Origin of the sequence: Mycolicibacterium litorale (assembly GCF_010731695.1) — a bacterium.
GTDB lineage: Bacteria > Actinomycetota > Actinomycetes > Mycobacteriales > Mycobacteriaceae > Mycobacterium > Mycobacterium litorale.
The window spans coordinates 4,527,979-4,542,994 of the sequence record NZ_AP022586.1; the positions used below are offsets into that span (position 1 = coordinate 4,527,979).

14 protein-coding genes are annotated in these 15,016 nt (G+C 68.6%); 4 read left to right on the forward strand and 10 right to left on the reverse strand.

Annotated features, from left to right (window positions below):
• Positions 1-191: 191 nt before the first annotated feature.
• The 5 genes from G6N30_RS21550 to G6N30_RS21570 all read right to left on the reverse strand — a co-directional run bounded on the left by G6N30_RS21550 (position 192) and on the right by G6N30_RS21570 (position 5,091).
• Entirely contained in the window at positions 192-1,481 is a 1,290-nt protein-coding gene (locus G6N30_RS21550) for an HNH endonuclease signature motif containing protein (RefSeq protein WP_163687730.1), read from the reverse strand.
• A 187-nt stretch (positions 1,482-1,668) separates the two neighbouring features.
• Positions 1,669-2,106, reverse strand: a complete 438-nt coding sequence (locus G6N30_RS21555; RefSeq protein WP_134061130.1) for a hypothetical protein — start codon at positions 2,104-2,106, stop codon at positions 1,669-1,671.
• Positions 2,107-2,115: 9 nt separating this feature from the next.
• Positions 2,116-4,299: an RNA polymerase recycling motor ATPase HelR gene (gene helR, locus G6N30_RS21560; protein WP_134061129.1), complete on the reverse strand. Its 2,184-nt coding sequence runs from the start codon at positions 4,297-4,299 to the stop codon at positions 2,116-2,118.
• Positions 4,300-4,415: 116 nt separating this feature from the next.
• Positions 4,416-4,802 (reverse strand): VOC family protein, encoded by a 387-nt coding sequence (locus G6N30_RS21565; protein WP_134061128.1) that lies wholly within the window; start codon positions 4,800-4,802, stop codon positions 4,416-4,418.
• Entirely contained in the window at positions 4,771-5,091 is a 321-nt protein-coding gene (locus G6N30_RS21570) for an ArsR/SmtB family transcription factor (protein ID WP_407664667.1), read from the reverse strand. The genes G6N30_RS21565 and G6N30_RS21570 overlap by 32 nt, the downstream gene beginning before the upstream one ends.
• Positions 5,092-5,140: 49 nt before the next feature.
• On the opposite strand from G6N30_RS21570, the gene G6N30_RS21575 reads away from it, so the two are divergent.
• The gene (locus G6N30_RS21575; RefSeq protein ID WP_134061126.1) at positions 5,141-6,217 is read left to right on the forward strand and encodes a threonine aldolase family protein; all 1,077 of its coding nucleotides are present in this window, start codon (positions 5,141-5,143) and stop codon (positions 6,215-6,217) included.
• A gap of 17 nt (positions 6,218-6,234) precedes the next feature.
• Positions 6,235-6,951 (forward strand): NUDIX hydrolase, encoded by a 717-nt coding sequence (locus tag G6N30_RS21580; RefSeq protein ID WP_134061125.1) that lies wholly within the window; start codon positions 6,235-6,237, stop codon positions 6,949-6,951.
• A 93-nt stretch (positions 6,952-7,044) separates the two neighbouring features.
• Here G6N30_RS21580 and G6N30_RS21585 read toward each other — a convergent pair whose 3' ends face one another.
• The 4 genes from G6N30_RS21585 to G6N30_RS21600 form a co-directional block, all read right to left on the reverse strand.
• Positions 7,045-9,603, reverse strand: coding sequence for a DEAD/DEAH box helicase (locus tag G6N30_RS21585; protein ID WP_134061124.1), 2,559 nt, complete (start codon positions 9,601-9,603; stop codon positions 7,045-7,047).
• 61 nt (positions 9,604-9,664) lie between these two features.
• Positions 9,665-9,952, reverse strand: a complete 288-nt coding sequence (locus tag G6N30_RS21590) for a thiocyanate hydrolase (RefSeq protein WP_234880385.1) — start codon at positions 9,950-9,952, stop codon at positions 9,665-9,667.
• A 67-nt stretch (positions 9,953-10,019) separates the two neighbouring features.
• On the reverse strand, positions 10,020-10,682 hold the full coding sequence (gene scnC / locus G6N30_RS21595) for a thiocyanate hydrolase subunit gamma (RefSeq protein ID WP_276027323.1): 663 nt from the start codon (positions 10,680-10,682) through the stop codon (positions 10,020-10,022).
• Between the two features lie 57 nt (positions 10,683-10,739).
• Entirely contained in the window at positions 10,740-11,579 is an 840-nt protein-coding gene (locus tag G6N30_RS21600; protein ID WP_134061121.1) for a nitrile hydratase subunit beta, read from the reverse strand.
• 283 nt (positions 11,580-11,862) lie between these two features.
• Here G6N30_RS21600 and G6N30_RS21605 point away from each other — a divergent pair, with 283 nt between their 5' ends.
• Positions 11,863-13,242, forward strand: coding sequence for an MFS transporter (locus G6N30_RS21605; protein ID WP_134061120.1), 1,380 nt, complete (start codon positions 11,863-11,865; stop codon positions 13,240-13,242).
• 1 nt (position 13,243) lies between these two features.
• On the opposite strand, the gene G6N30_RS21610 is transcribed toward G6N30_RS21605, so the two are convergent.
• A complete protein-coding gene (locus tag G6N30_RS21610; protein ID WP_134061119.1) occupies positions 13,244-13,837 on the reverse strand; it encodes a TetR/AcrR family transcriptional regulator in 594 nt (197 codons plus the stop codon).
• Between the two features lie 173 nt (positions 13,838-14,010).
• On the opposite strand from G6N30_RS21610, the gene G6N30_RS21615 reads away from it, so the two are divergent.
• Positions 14,011-15,003 carry an NmrA family NAD(P)-binding protein gene (locus G6N30_RS21615; protein ID WP_134061118.1) on the forward strand — a complete coding sequence of 331 codons (993 nt, stop codon included), beginning with the start codon at positions 14,011-14,013 and terminating at the stop codon, positions 15,001-15,003.
• The last annotated feature ends 13 nt before the right edge of the window (positions 15,004-15,016 follow it).

The following is a 15,016-nucleotide window of genomic DNA, read 5'->3' on the forward strand; positions in this document are numbered from 1 at the left end:
ATGCAGATCGGCCACACCCATGTCGGTTCAACCGAGGGCGACGCCGAATGGACTAGCGGGCAGAGCTTTTCGTGTATACGGCGTTCAGAGCTGGTGAGCCGTGTGAGATTTGTCGACGACGTTCGACAGCCCGACCGATAACCCTGAGCGGCAACCTGTTTGGTGTCCGTGGTGTCGGCACGCGATGCGACTCAGTTGGTTGCTTGTGGTGGGGGTTGGAAGGGTGTGTACCACCACCAGTCGGCGCGTTCTCCGCTGGGTCCGCGGTAGGGCGGCACTGCAGGCGGGGGCTGATTCGGTGGGCGGGCCAGCGATCCGGATCGGAGTTGTCGGCCGGTGCTGTCGATGACGGTGAGGCTGGTTGCGGGTCCGGTGATGGTGATGATGCCGCGGTGGTGCAGCCGGTGATGGTAGGGGCACAGCAGCACGAGGTTGTCCAGATCGGTGGGTCCGCCGTCTTCCCAGTGCACGATGTGGTGGGCGTGTAGCCCGCGGGTGGCCTCGCAGCCGGGCATCGCGCAGGTGCGGTGGCGGTGTTCGAGCGCGCGCCGCAGTCGCCGGTTGATCAGGCGGGTGGTGCGTCCGGCGCCGATGACGGCTCCGTCGCGTTCGAACCAGACCTCGGCGGTGGCGTCACAGCCCAGGTAGCGGCGGTCGGCGTCCGAGAGCAGCGGCCCCACATGCAGGGCGGCGATGCGGTCTTTGACATCGACATGCACGACGACGGTGGTGCGGTGGCTGTGGGGGCGGCGGGTGGCTTCGGCATCCCAGCCGGCCTCGACCAGGGCGTTGAAGGCATCGACGCGGGTGGGCATCGGGGGCCGGTCCGCGGCTGGGCTGTCACCGTGGTCGCGTTTCCACTGCGCGATCAGCCCGTCGTGGTGGGATTGCAGCGCGGCCTCGAATGCTGCGGCTTCAATAGGCGGCAGTTTGATGGTCCAGCAGGTGAATTCGTCGTCGGTGGTCGCGGTGATCGACCCCCGCGACTCCGGCTCGGGCTCGGGTTCGTCGTCCGCGTCGGGGACGGGTACTGGTTCGGGTTCAGGTTTGGGTTTGGGTTTGGGTTCGAGTTTGATCGCGGTGCGCAGCTGGCTGACCGAGGCGTTGGCGGCGAGTTCGGCGTAGTGGTCATCGGATCCGGCGCCGGCGTGTTCGGCGATGACCCCGACCTGATCGAGTGACAGCCGGCCCTCGCGAAGAGCCGCGGCGCAGCGCGGGAATTCCGCGAGCCGTTGGGCCACCGCGGCGATCGTGTGGCCGTTCTTCGACGAAGACCCGGTCTTCCAGGCGATCAACGCCGCCACCGAGCGGGCGCCGGTCATCCCACACAAGCCGTCGCGGTCGATCTCGGCGGCGATCTCGACGATCTGTCCGTCAATGGCGTTGCGTTGGCCGGCCAACTCCTCCAACTTCTCGAACAACACCTCGAGCCGCGCAGCGCGGGGCGCGCTGGGGACGAAAGATGGTGCGCTCGAGGACATGACACCATCATGGCAGCAGGGTCTGACAAGTAGCCCCGATCGCTGTGTGGGCCCGCCTGTTCGGTCGAACCCGAACGCGTGCACCCACGACGAAGGACATTTCGAGCCTGACGGGGCCTCGGGGTAGTTGTTTCGATCAAGCTTGGTCGGGATGGTCTGACTTATAGCGCCGCCTACCGACGACCGATCAGGTGATGCTGACGACTGCCCGGTTTCCGAGCGGTGCCTGAAGTCCGACCGGAAGGCTGGCGAACACCCCGATCGCGATGCAGGCCCGGTTCACGGCTTCCGGCAGCGTGCCGTGCCGCACCTTCACCGCAACGATGTCGGCGGTCTCCTGCACCTCGGCGTGCACACCGAAGCACTCGGGCGTGCCGCTGGTGAAACGCACGACGAGCGCGCGGTCATCGGGCAGCCGGCCCCACGACTCGATCGACTGCGGGCGCGGGTCCACGATCGCCGGGTTGTCGACGAACGGCGTGAACCCGTCGGCCTGCGGACGCTCGGGCACCTGCGTGATCGTCGGGGTCGGCGGCGGCGCGGGTTGGGCCGCGGCCGGGATCGCCGCGCCGAGTGATACGGCGGTCAGCACAGTGGCCGTGACCGATCGGCAAACGATGCGCATCCGTCGACCCTAACTCGCGACCTCCCGGAGGGCAGACGGTTCGCTCAGCCCGGCGAGCGCAGCCGGCAGCGGGCCGCAGTGCAGCACGCCGAGGCGTTGGGTGGCGCGGGTGAGCGCCACATACAGTTCCGCGGCCCCGCGCGACCCGTCGGCGAAGATCCGTTCCGGTTCCACCAGCAGCACGGCGTCGAACTCCAGCCCCTTGACGTCCGACGGCGACACGGCACCCGGCACATCGGGCGGACCGATCACGACACACGTACCGTCCCGACCGGATTCCTCCCGCAGGAATTCGTCGATGGCCGAGGCCAATTCGTCTGCCGTGACTTGCCGCCGCCACGGCGGCACACCGGTGGAGCGGACTGATTCCGGCGGCGCCACCTCGGGTGCGAATTCGGCGAGCACCGCCGCCGCGACGGCCATGATCTCCGCGGGGGTGCGGTAATTGACCGTCAGCGACCTGTAGACCCAGCGGCCCGGCACATAGCGTTCCAGCATCTCCGCCCAGGACCGCGCCCCCGCCGGTGACCGCCGCTGGGCGAGATCACCGACCACGGTGAACGATTTGCTCGGACACCGCCGCATCAGCACCCGCCAGTCCATCTCGGACAGCTCCTGCGCCTCGTCGACCACGACGTGGCGGTACGTCCAGTCTCGGTCGGCCGCCGCACGTTCGGCGAGTTCGCGGTTGTCGCGCTCACTGAATCGGTCCGCGAGCTCCTCGCCGTGCAGCAAATCAGTGGCGAGGAGGACGTCTTCGTCATCCATCAGGTCCTCGTGGGCGACCATGGATTCGAGAACACCCTCGGCATAGTCGGTTTCGGCTTCCCGCTCCTTCGCGGCGGCGGCGTCCGCCGCGCTGTCCCGGCCCAGCAGGTCGACGAGCTCGTCGAGCAGTGGCACATCCGACACCGTCCAGGCGGCACCGTCCGCGCGCCACAACGCCTCGTCGGCGCCGGCCGCACGCAGGCGCTCTGGGGACTCGTAGAGCTCGGCCAGCAGGGTCTGCGGCGTGAGGAACGGCCACAACTCGTCGAGCGCCGCCATGTACTGCGCGCTGTCCGCGAGGTCCTCGAGCACATCGGCGCGCAGTTCCTCCCACGCGCCCTTGTCCGAGCGCGACAGCCAGCCCCTGCCGATCCGGCTGACCGCGCGTTCGGTGAGCACCCATTCGACCGTCTCGCGAAACACCTTGCGCGCGTGGTTGTGTGGCAGACCGCTGCCGCGGGCTTCCTCGATGGCCCACTGCGCGGTGTCGGGGTCGATCTGCACGGTGACGTCCGGCAGCTCGATCACCATGGGCTGCTCCGGCACCCGCTGCCGGTCGGCGACGGCCGCCGCCAGCACGTCGAGGATCCTCAGCGACCCCTTGACCGCGATGGCCTCCGCGTTGTCTTCGGCGGTGACGGTGAGTCCCGGCACCAGATCACCGGTGGTCATGAGCACGACGTTCGTCTCACCCAGCGACGGGAGCACGCGGCTGATGTGGTTGAGGAAGGCCGGGTTGGGGCCGATCACCAGCACGCCGTGGCGTTCGATCCGAGCGCGCTGGTTGTAGAGCAGATAGGCGACGCGGTGCAGCGCCACCACCGTCTTGCCGGTGCCCGGGCCACCCTCGATCACCAGCACCCCGGGATGGTCGTGCCGGATGACCGCGTCCTGTTCGGCCTGGATCGTCGCGACGATGTCCCGCATCCCCTCACCGCGCGGGGCGTTGACCGCGGCGAGGAGCGCAGATTCACCGCCGTGTTCGTCGCCCTGGGGGCGGCCGAACACTTCGTCGGTGAAGTCGAGCACCCGCCTGCCGCGGGTGTGGAACTGGCGGCGTCTGCGCATGCCCTCCGGGTTCGCCGCCGTGGCGGCGTAGAACGCCCGCGCCAGCGGCGCCCGCCAGTCGAGCAGGAGCGGTTCGAAATCATCGTCCCGGTCGAAGATGCCGATACGACCGATGTAGAGCCGTTCCCCGGAGTCGGCGTCCAGCCGGCCGAAGCACAGCCCGTCGTCGGCGACGTCGAGCCGCTGTATCTCCTTGGCCAGCGCCCGCACCTCGGCGTCGCGTTCCACGAGCGCACCGTCACCGCGCAGCGCCGCGGCGTACTTCTGCCTGGCACGGGCGCGTTCCCCGTCCAGCCGGGTGTAGAGCCCCGTCACGTAGCCGCGTTCGGAGTCCAGCTCGTCCTCGTACCCCGCCATGACTGCCTCACCACCCTCGATTCCGGCCGAAGCCAGCCATTTTGGGGGATGACCCCGGCCTTGCCGCAAGCCCCCGTACGCCCGATAGAATGGGCGCGGCATCGACCGGCGGCGCCCTACTTCTCTTGAGCGATCTGGATCAGGTTTCCGCAGGTGTCGTCCAGCACCGCCGTGGTCACCGGCCCCATGTCCGTGGGTTCCTGGGTGAACCGCACGCCAAGGTGGCTCAGCCGCTCGAATTCCGCCGCGATGTCGTCGACGGCGAATGACGTGAACGGGATGCCGTCGGCGACCAACGCCTCCTTGAACGGTTTGACCGCGGGATGGCCGTCGGGTTCGAGCACCAGTTCGGTGCCGTCGGGATTGTCCGGCGAGACCACCGTGATCCACCGGGCCGGGCCCATCGGGATGTCGTGCTTCTGGGTGAAACCGAGCACCTCGGTGTAGAACCGCAGCGCCTTGTCCTGGTCGTCAACGAGCACGCTCGTCAGGTGGATCCTCATCGCGCTTCCCCTTCGTCGTCAGCCACCGCTCGACGATCGGTTCGAGCGGTGCGGTGTTGAGGTAGTGGAACTTGTACCGGCCGTCGCGCCTGGTCTCGACCAGGCCCGCCTCTTCGAGGACGTCGAGGTGCTGCGAAATCGCCTGCCGCGACGAGCCGAGCCCGTGTTTGGTGGTCAGGCGCGCGCAGATCTCGAACAACGTCTGGCCGTTCCGGTCGGCCAGCTCGTCGAGGATCGTCCGGCGCGTGGGATCGGCCAGGGCTTTGAAGACGTCACCCACACCCGTCACGTTAGGCAAGTAGCCACTTGCATGTCAACGGCGGTGGAAGGATTACCGAGTGACGATCACCCCGCTGCACGATCCCGACTGGCGCGGCTTTGCCAGCGACAACTACGCCGGCGTACACCCGGAGGTGCTCACGGCGCTCGCCGCCGCGAACGGCGGGCACCAGGTGGCATACGGCGAGGACCGGTACACCGCACGGCTGCGGGAGGTCGTCCGGGAACATTTCGGCGAGCGTGCCGAGGTCTTCCCCGTCTTCAACGGCACCGGGGCCAACGTCATCTCGCTCACCAGCGTGCTACCCCGCTGGGGTGCGGTGATCGCGGCGTCGACCGCCCACATCAACACCGACGAGGCCGGCGCGCCCGAGCGGATGACCGGCATCAAACTGCTCACCGTCGCCGCGCCGGACGGCAAGCTGACCGCCGGCCTGATCGCCCGGGAGGCCTGGGGCTGGGGCAACGAGCACCGGGCCCAGCCGCTGGCGGTCAGCATCACCCAGACCACCGAACTCGGCACGCTGTACCGGCCGGAAGAGCTGCGGTCGATCACCGACTTCGCGCACGCGCACGGCATGGCGGTCCACATGGACGGGTCCCGGTTGTGGAACGCGGGGGCCGCGCTCGGGGTGCCGTTCCGCGAGTTCACCACCGACGCGGGCGTCGACGTGCTCAGCCTCGGCGGCACCAAGAACGGGCTGCTCGGGGTGGAGGCCGTGGTGGTCCTCGATCCCGACCGGGCAACGGGTCTGCGCTACCTGCGCAAGTTGACGATGCAGCTGACCAGCAAGATGCGGTTCGCCTCGGCGCAGCTGCTCGCGCTCTTCGACGACGACCTCGGCGTGCGCAGCGCCGCGCACGCCAACGCCATGGCCGCACGTCTGCGCGCCGCGCTCGAGGACGGCCTCGCCGACGGGACGCTGTCAGGCGTCGCGTTCACCCAGGACACCGACGCCAACGCGATCTTCGCGACGCTGCCGACGGATGCGGCGGACCGCATCCGCGAGCGCGTGCGCTTCTACGACTGGGACCGGTCCCGCGGCGAGGTGCGCTGGATGACCTCGTGGGACACCACCGAGGCCGACGTCGAGCGCTTCGTCTCCGTGGTCCGCGAGGAGTTGGGCCGGGGCTGACCTCGTACGGTGGGACGGTGACGATCCCCTATGACGAGGCGCTGCGCGAACGCATCCGGTCGCACCTGGCGGGCCACGACCGCCGCACGGTGACGGATCCGACGAAGCGGCACGCTGCGGTCGCGGTGGTGCTCGTCGACTCCGAGATCGGTGAGGACCGGGTGGACCCGGCGCCCGTCGACGACTGGATCGACGGCCGTCCGATGGAGGCCGGTCTCGACGGCCGGATGGTCGACGTGTCCGGAGGTGCGGCGTTCCTGTTGTGCCGCAGGGCGTCCCGGCTCTCGACGCATTCCGCGCAGTGGGCGCTGCCCGGCGGCAGGGTCGATCCCGGTGAGACGGTGATCGAGGCCGCGCTGCGTGAACTGGACGAGGAGGTCGGCGTCGCACTGCCCGACTCAGCGGTACTCGGCCTGCTCGACGACTATCCGACGCGCTCTGGCTACGTCATCACCCCCGTGGTGGTCTGGGGTGGCGGCCGGCTCGACCTGCGCCCGGCGCCCGACGAGGTCGTGGCGGTCTACCGGGTGGGGCTGCATCAGTTGCAGCGCGACGACTCGCCACGGTTCATCACCATCCCGGAGAGCCCGCGCCCGGTGGTGCAGATCCCGCTGGGCAACGATCTGATCCACGCGCCGACGGGTGCGGTGCTGCTGCAACTGCGGTGGCTCGGCCTCGAAGGCCGTCCCGACCCCGTCGACGACCTGGAACAGCCGGTGTTTGCCTGGAAGTAGGGTGCCTCCTGCAGGGTGCGTCCCGCGCCGAAACTGCTCACAGATCATGGTTTTCGCCGATCTCGTGATCTCACCGCAGTCTCGGCGGAACGGTCAGTCCAGCCGGCCCGCCTCGATCAGCTGGATGGCCGGCTCGCCCTCCTCGTCGGAGGCCTCCAGATCCACCTCCACCTCGAAACCCCAGTCGTGGTCGCCGGCGGGGTCGTCGAGGATCTGGCGGACCCGCCACACACCGGGCTGCCGGTCGAAGATGAGCAGCGCAGGTCCGCGCGCGTCGGCGCCGGTGCCCACGTCGTCGTGTTCGGAGAAGTACTCGTCCCCGATCTCCGCCCAGCGCTGCGCCGTCCACCCGGAACCGCCGTCCAACTCGCCGAGACCGGCCCAGTTGCGCCGGGCGAACAATTCCACCCGGCGGAACAGCGCGTTGCGGACCATCGCGGTGAACGCGCGCTCGTTGCCGGTCAGCGGGCGTGGGCGCGCGGGTACGGCCACCGGTTCGTCGAGTGGCTGGTCCGGACTGGTCAGCTGTTCCCACTCGTCGAGCAGGCTCGAATCGACCTGCCGCACAAGCTCTCCGAGCCACTCGACGATGTCGGTGAGTTCCTCGGTCCGCCCCGCGGCGGGCACCCCGGACCGCAGCGCCTTGTAGGCGTCGGACAGGTAGCGCAGCACCGCACCCTCGGAGCGGGTGAGCCCGTAGACGCTGACGTACTCGCGGAATGTGAACGCGCGCTCCCACATCTCGCGCACCACGGACTTCGGGGACAGGTGACCGTCCGCGGCCCACGGGTTGGTCTGCAGGTACACCTCGTAGGTGTGCTCGAGCAGTTCCTCGAGCGGTTTGGGGTAGGTGACATCGTCGAGCAGTTCGATCCGCTCGTCGTACTCGATGCCCTCGGCCTTCATCGCGGCCACGGCCTCGCCCCTGGCCTTCTTCAGCTGCGCGGCCAGGATCTGGCGCGGATCCTCCAGCGTCGCCTCGATGACCGAGACCACGTCCAGCGCATAGCTTTCCGACGACACGTCGAGCACCTCGATCGCCGCGAGCGCGAACGTGGACAGCGGCTGGTTGAGCGCGAAGTCCCGCGGCAAGTCGACGGTCAACCGGTAGCGTCTGCCGTCTGCGGTGTCGACCCGCTCGATGATCCCGGCCTGCAACAGCGAGCGGGCGATGCCGACCGCCTCGCGGATGAGCTGCAGCTGGCGTTTGCGCGGTTCGTGATTGTCGGTGAGCAGGCGGCGCATGGCCTCGAACGGGTCGCCGGGTCTGAATTTTTCCCCCGTCGCTTCGCTCGCCCTGGCGACGACATCCAGGATCATCGCCGTCGACACCCGCATGTTGCTGTGCAACGGCTCCGGCACGGCGTCGACGAGGCGGGTCATGGTCGACTCGCTCCACGGCACCATGCCCTCGGGGACCTTGCGGCGCACCAGCTTCCGGCGTTTCTTCGGATCGTCGGCGACCTTGGCGAACTGTTTGAGGTTCTCGACCTCGTGGTCGGGTGCCTGCACGACGACGGTGCCCGCGGTGTCGTACCCGGCGCGGCCGGCCCGCCCGGCGATCTGGTGGAACTCGCGGGCATTGAGCAGCCGGGTGCGGGTGCCGTCGTACTTCGACAGGGCGGAGAACACCACGGTGCGGATGGGCACGTTGATGCCGACGCCGAGGGTGTCGGTGCCGCAGATGACCTTGAGCAGCCCGGCTTGGGCGAGCTGTTCGACGAGGCGCCGGTACTTGGGCAGCATGCCGGCGTGATGGACGCCGATGCCGTGGCGGACCAGACGCGACAGGGTGGTGCCAAAGGCCGTAGAAAAACGGAAGCTGCCAATATGTTCGGCGATCGCCGCCTTCTCCGCCTTGGTGCTCACGTTGATGCTCATCAGCGCCTGCGCGCGCTCCAGCGCGGAGGCCTGCGTGAAGTGGACGACGTAGATCGGCGACTGCTTCGTCTCGAGCAGGTCGGCGATCGTCTCGTGCATCGGGGTGGTCGCATACGAGTAGAACAGCGGGACGGGGCGTTCGGCGTGGGCGACCAGCGCCGTCGGCCTGCCGGTGCGCCGGGTGAGGTCCTCGCGCAGGAACGTCACGTCGCCGAGCGTCGCCGACATCAGCAGGAACTGCGCGCGCGGCAGTTCGAGCAGCGGCACCTGCCAGGCCCAGCCGCGGTCGGGGTCGCCGTAGAAGTGGAACTCGTCCATCACCACCAGCCCGGCGTCGCACTCGGCGCCTTCGCGCAGCGCGATGTTGGCGAGCACCTCGGCGGTGCAGGCGATGATCGGCGCCGTGGAGTTGACCGCCGCGTCGCCGGTGAGCATGCCGACGTTCTCCGCGCCGAACAGCCCGCACAGCGCGAAGAACTTCTCGCTGACCAGCGCCTTGATCGGTGCGGTGTAGTAGCTGCGCCGACCGGCCGCCAGCGCCGCATACTGCGCGCCGGTCGCCACCAGGGACTTCCCGGAACCGGTGGGCGTCGCCAGGATGACGTTCGCGCCGCTGACCAGCTCGATCAGCGCCTCCTCCTGCGCCGGGTACAGCGCGGTCCCGGCCGCCTCGGCCCACGCGGCGAAGGATGCGAAGAGCTCGTCGGGGTCGGCGCCCTGCGCGCGCAGGGGCGACAGGTCACTGGGGTCGTCGAGCAGCGGGACGGTCATCGGGCGGGATGGTGGGTTACCAGCACAGTGCTCCAGCCTGCCTGACCCCCTCCCGCGCGTCTCAGGAGGCTTCGAGCCGGGCGCGGATGCTGTCCAGTCGCTGCCGCAGTTCGGCCTCGTCGATGACGCCACGGACGAGCAGCGAGTGCGCCAGCGAGACCAGCTGGTTCTCCGGGTAGGGCAGGTCGGCGTAGAGCGTGGCGGACAGTGCGTCCTCCTCGTCGCGGCGCTCCTTGAAGGTGGGGACGTTCGCCCCGGCGCAGTCGCCGTGGTCCAGTGCGTCGCAGAGGCCGTCGAGGCTGGTCTTCCACGGCGGCACCGGGTTCTCGACGCCGTACTTGGCGGCCATCCGCGGCCACACCTGACCGCGCTGCACGATGTGGGACAGGGTCTCGATGGGCTGGTCGGTCACGGGCTCAGTCGCCGATGGGGTGGATGGCCGGGCGCGTGTCGACGATGACGTTGGTGGTGACACCGGGTTTGGGCAGGGCCACCCCGATGAGGCAGTCCCGCGTGACGATCTCGGCGAGCTGGTCCTCGGTCCAGCCGTCGGTGCCGTCGGGACGCATCGGCATCACCATGAAGCGGTGCTTCTGGTTGGAGTCCTGTACGCGGACCTCGACGTCGTCGGGCAGGTAGAGCCCGAACTCGGCGAGCACCTGGCGCGGCCAGCGGACCAGCCGCCTGCGGTAGTTGGGGGTGCGGTACCACTCGGGTGAGTTGCCGAGGATGGGACGCGGATAGCAGGAGCACAGCGCGCACACGATCACGTGGTGCAGAGCCGGTGTGTCGGCGAGGATCTCGAAGGCGGTGAAGTCGCTGGGGGTGCCGAATCCGGTCGGTTCCATCCAGTCGACGCCGACCTCCTTGCTGGCGGTCATCGGCTCGCGCAGCGCCAGCTCCTTGAAATCCGGGTCCAGCCACGCCCGCGCCACGAGACGCGCGGCCGGGGTGGGGCCGATCTGCTCGGCGAACTCGGTGAAGTGGCGATGTTCCTCAGCGGTGAAAATGCCCTTCTCGATGCAGAGTTCGCGCAACGCGATCTCGAGCACCTCGAAGTCGGTGATCTCGTCGACCATCGGTTTGACGGTCCGGTCGTGGTCGTGGTCGTGGCTCACGGTGATGTCCTGTCGCGTTCAGTTGGCGGCTTCGAGCCAGCGCTCGGGCAGTTCGGTCTGCAGGGTGTCGGTCGCGGTGCCGGTGTAGCCGTGCCACAGCTCGGACTGGTTGAACCGGACGACGTAGAACCACTCCGGCGTCGCGTCCTTGCGGTCCCACGTCTCGTCCTCGGCGGCCGGGCTCTCGTAGGCGACGGTCGCGATCACCCCCGTCGCGCCGCGGGTGTACTCGGGGGTGCGGGTGTAGAACAGCACGGGCAGTTCGCGGACCCGCACCGCGTCGCCCACGGCGAACTTCGGCTGACCGGCCAGCCCGGCGTAGACCTGCGGATCGCCCTTGCCGACCGCGTGACGGTGGTGTTCGTTGCGGGCGACCTGTGAACCGTCGCCCTCGAACTTCGGTTGCGCCTGCGGTTTGCCGCCGTCGAGTCCGTCGGCGTAGCGCGCCTTGACCTCCGCCATGCGCTCGCTCAGCTCGGTGAGCCCGATGTGGTGTTTCTCCACCAGCACCCGGGCGACCGCCAGCAGCCACCGACCGTAGTACGGCAGACCCAGATACTGCGCGCGGCCGACGTCGACATTGCCGATGCGCCGCCGCTCCTCCGACAGCCAGATACCCCGCCACGCCAGCACTTCGCACATGACGTAGGTGGCTTCCTCCCACTGCTCGTACTGCTTGTTCTCGAACTTCATCGGGGCGTCGGGTTCACCGCCGACGTCGTGCACCGGTTTGAGATAGGCGGTGATGCGGCCGTGGTCGAGCAGATCGGGTGTCGGTGCGTCGGGGAGTTCGGGATAGGCCGACGCGAGTCGTGCGACGAGATCCAACTGTGCTGCGCGCTCGGCTGCTGTACTCACGGGTCTCCCTCGTGGCGCGGATGGCGGTCGGCTGACGTCGCACGACCGACGGCCGATGCGAGTCAGGTGCGATTCTCGGACACGGTGAGGACGGCCGTGGCTTGTTTGCCGAGATTGGCGGTGCCACAGGGCAATATCCGGCCGGTTGCGTGACGCCACCGCGGAATTGGCGCGCCCGCGTCGCCACCGCGTCAGGCGAATGAACGCCGGGGCTTTTTGCCCACGTCCGTGACCGTACGGCGGATCCCTGCGGGAGCCGCCGCGGACGGGTTATCGTCCCGGGATGAGCGATGGGGAGACGCCGTTGAGCGTGGCCGGTCCGACACGCGCCCCGACGAGCACCCGGCGGGCCGTCCTCAACACGATCAGGGGATCGGCGGGCAACCTCGTCGAGTGGTACGACGTCTACGTCTACACGGTGTTCGCGACCTACTTCGAGGCGCAGTTCTTCGATCAAGACGACGAGAACTCGACCCTCTACATCTACGCGATCTTCGCGGTCACGTTCGTGATGCGGCCGGTCGGGTCGTGGTTCTTCGGCCGGTTCGCCGACCGCCGCGGACGCAAGGCCGCACTGATGGTGAGCATCACCGTGATGTCGTCGTGCTCGTTCGTCGTCGCGGTCATGCCGACGCGGGAGGTCATCGGTTATTGGGCGGCGGTGATCCTGATTCTCGCCCGGTTGCTGCAGGGCTTCGCCACCGGCGGGGAGTACGGCACGTCGGCGACCTACATGTCCGAAGCCGCCACCCCGCGCAGGCGCGGCTTCCTGTCGTCGTTCCAGTACGTCACCCTCGTCGGCGGCCATGTGCTGGCGCAGTTCACACTGCTGATCGCGCTGAGCGTCCTCGACGTGGAGGCGGTGACGGCGTGGGGATGGCGGATCGGCTTCTTCATCGGCGGTATCGCGGCACTGGTCGTGCTGTGGATGCGCCGTTCGATGGACGAATCGCTGAGCGAGTCACACCTGGAGGCGATCCGGGAGGGCAAGGACCCCGAAGCCGGGTCGATGAAGGCTCTGTTCACCACACACTGGCGTGCCCTGCTGCTCTGCTTCCTCATCACCGCGGGCGGCACGGTGGCGTTCTACACCTACACCATCAACGCGCCGGCGATCGTCAAGTCCACCTTCGGATCCGACCAGGCGCTGACCGGCACCTGGATCAACCTGCTGGGGCTGATCTTCCTGATGCTGCTGCAACCGCTCGGCGGGCTGCTCAGCGACAAGGTCGGCCGCAAGGTGCTCCTGGTGTTCTTCGGAGTCGGCGGCCTGATGTACACCTACGTACTGCTGACGTTCCTGCCCGAGACCACCTCGCCGCTGATGGCGTTCGCGCTCACCGCCGTCGGCTACGTCATCCTGACCGGCTACACCTCCGTCAACGCCATCGTGAAGGCCGAACTGTTCCCCGCCGAGGTGCGCGCGCTCGGCGTGGGGCTCGGTTACGCGCTGGCGAACTCGGCGTTCGGCGGTACGGCTCCACTGCTGTACCAGGGCGCCAAGTCCGCCGATCGCGTCGGCCTGTTCATCGTGTATGTGACGGTGGTGATCGGGGTCAGCCTGCTGGTCTACATCTTCGCGCTGAAGAACAAGGGGACCACCGCCCTGGACCGCGAGCAGGGCAGCGCGTGGGAGGTTCCGGCGCCGGTCGGCGGCCGCTGACTCACGCAGCCTGACAGGCGCTGTCGATCAGCTGGGCCGCCGCCGAGCGGGCGTGGACGATGGGCCCGGTGTCGCCCACCGACGTGGCCAATGCGGTGGCGCCCTCGAAGACGACGAGCACCTGTTGGGCGAGCAGGTACGGATCGCGGGCACCGGCCTCGGTGGCGACGCGGGCCAGGCGGTCGGCGAACCACCGCTTGTGTTCCCGGACGATCTCGTCGACGCCGTCGAGTTCACCGGCGGATTCAACCGCCGCGTTGTGGAACGGGCACCCGCGGAATCGCGTGATGGCCGAGACGTCGAAGATCGCGAGCATCCGCTCACGCGGCGCGAGGTCTGCGAGATCGAGGCGCCGTTCCAAGGGCGAACCGCCGCTCTCCTCGATATTGCGGAGATAGGTCTCGACGAGTTCGGTCTTGCTCGAGAAGTGTTGATAGAAGGTGCGTTTGGAGACCTGCGCCTCGTGGATCAGCAGGTCGACCCCGGTGGCGTGGATGCCTCGGCGGTAGAAGAGCGTCGCGGCGGCGCGGGTGATCCGTTCACGCGCTCCACGGCCGCGGCGGCTCACCGGCCCTGTGCTCACCTCTAGCAGGATACCGACCTGTCTACTTCATGGTCAATGTGGCGGCTTGTCAACCAGTGTTAAGTACACAGATCGGTTTACATAGTGGCGAGATCGGAGTACCGTCACCGATCACCGACCGGTGAGTCGCTCTCGATTCGCCTGAGCGACAACGACGTCGGCGTACGGCCGCTGCGAGGAGGAACATGACCGAGACAACGCCGGGCAACCCGATCTTGGTGATCGGAGCCACCGGACGACATGGAAACACCGGTGAGCACGTGGTGAGGAGGCTGCATGAGGAGGGCAGGGCGGTCCGTGTGCTGGCCCGCACGCTGGGCGACCGCACCGAACGCCTCGCCGCCCTGGGCGCCGAGATCGTGCAGGGCGATCTCCACGACCGCCGCACCCTCGTGCCCGCCCTCGCCGAGGTGGATCTGGTCTACTTCACCTACCCGATCGCCGACGGAGTGGTGTCCGCCGCGGCGAACTACGCGTCGGCGGTGCGTGACGTCGGGCGTAACCCGCGCACCGTCGTGATGTCGATGGGACCGGCGAACCCGGACCATCCGAGCGACCTGGGTCGCGCCCAGTGGATGGCCGAACAGGTGATGGACTGGGCCGGCCTGGATCTCGTGATCCTGCGGATCGCCGCGCTCTTCCACCAGAACCTCCTGGTACTGCACGCGCCGTCGATCGGCAGGGAGGGGCTCTTCCGGAACTCTTTCGGCTCCGGTGCCGTCGGGTGGATCAGCGGCCGCGACGCCGCCGAGCTGGGTCTCGCGGCACTGCTTCACCCGGAACGCTTCGCCGGGCGGGTGACGTACCCGCTGGGATCCGAGCAATTCACCCACGCCGACATCGCCGCACTTCTGTCCGAGGTGCTGGGCACGCCCGTCGGGTTCCATCCTGTCACCCGCGAGCAGTGGCAGCGCGAGCTGACGGAGCTGGCCGATCTGGACGGCGGGCGCGTCGTCAACACCGCGATGGCCCAACACATCCCGGCGGTGGGCGAGGCGATCGTGCGCAGCGGCACCGCGCTACCGGCCGACGCCGCGACACTGCGGACACTGATCGGTCGGGAACCGGTGACGCTGCGCGACTTCCTCATCGCGAACCGGGAAGCGTTCGAACCGCTCGCATACACCCCCGTGGGCGCACCCGGTGTCGCGCGCGCGGACGTCTCCGGTCAGCACTGACCGACCGCCGACG

Bases quoted from the DNA above. Each gene is read 5' to 3' on its own strand.
- G6N30_RS21585 (WP_134061124.1), bottom strand. From the start codon at position 9,603: ATGACCGTCCCGCTGCTCGACGACCCCAGTGACCTGTCGCCCCTGCGC.
- G6N30_RS21590 (WP_234880385.1), bottom strand. From the start codon at position 9,952: ATGGCCGCCAAGTACGGCGTCGAGAACCCGGTGCCGCCGTGGAAGACC.
- G6N30_RS21555 (WP_134061130.1), bottom strand. From the start codon at position 2,106: ATGCGCATCGTTTGCCGATCGGTCACGGCCACTGTGCTGACCGCCGTA.
- G6N30_RS21615 (WP_134061118.1), top strand. From the start codon at position 14,011: ATGACCGAGACAACGCCGGGCAACCCGATCTTGGTGATCGGAGCCACC.
- scnC (WP_276027323.1), bottom strand. From the start codon at position 10,682: ATGGTCGACGAGATCACCGACTTCGAGGTGCTCGAGATCGCGTTGCGC.
- G6N30_RS21565 (WP_134061128.1), bottom strand. From the start codon at position 4,802: ATGAGGATCCACCTGACGAGCGTGCTCGTTGACGACCAGGACAAGGCG.
- G6N30_RS21550 (WP_163687730.1), bottom strand. From the start codon at position 1,481: ATGTCCTCGAGCGCACCATCTTTCGTCCCCAGCGCGCCCCGCGCTGCG.
- G6N30_RS21605 (WP_134061120.1), top strand. From the start codon at position 11,863: ATGAGCGATGGGGAGACGCCGTTGAGCGTGGCCGGTCCGACACGCGCC.
- helR (WP_134061129.1), bottom strand. From the start codon at position 4,299: ATGGCGGGGTACGAGGACGAGCTGGACTCCGAACGCGGCTACGTGACG.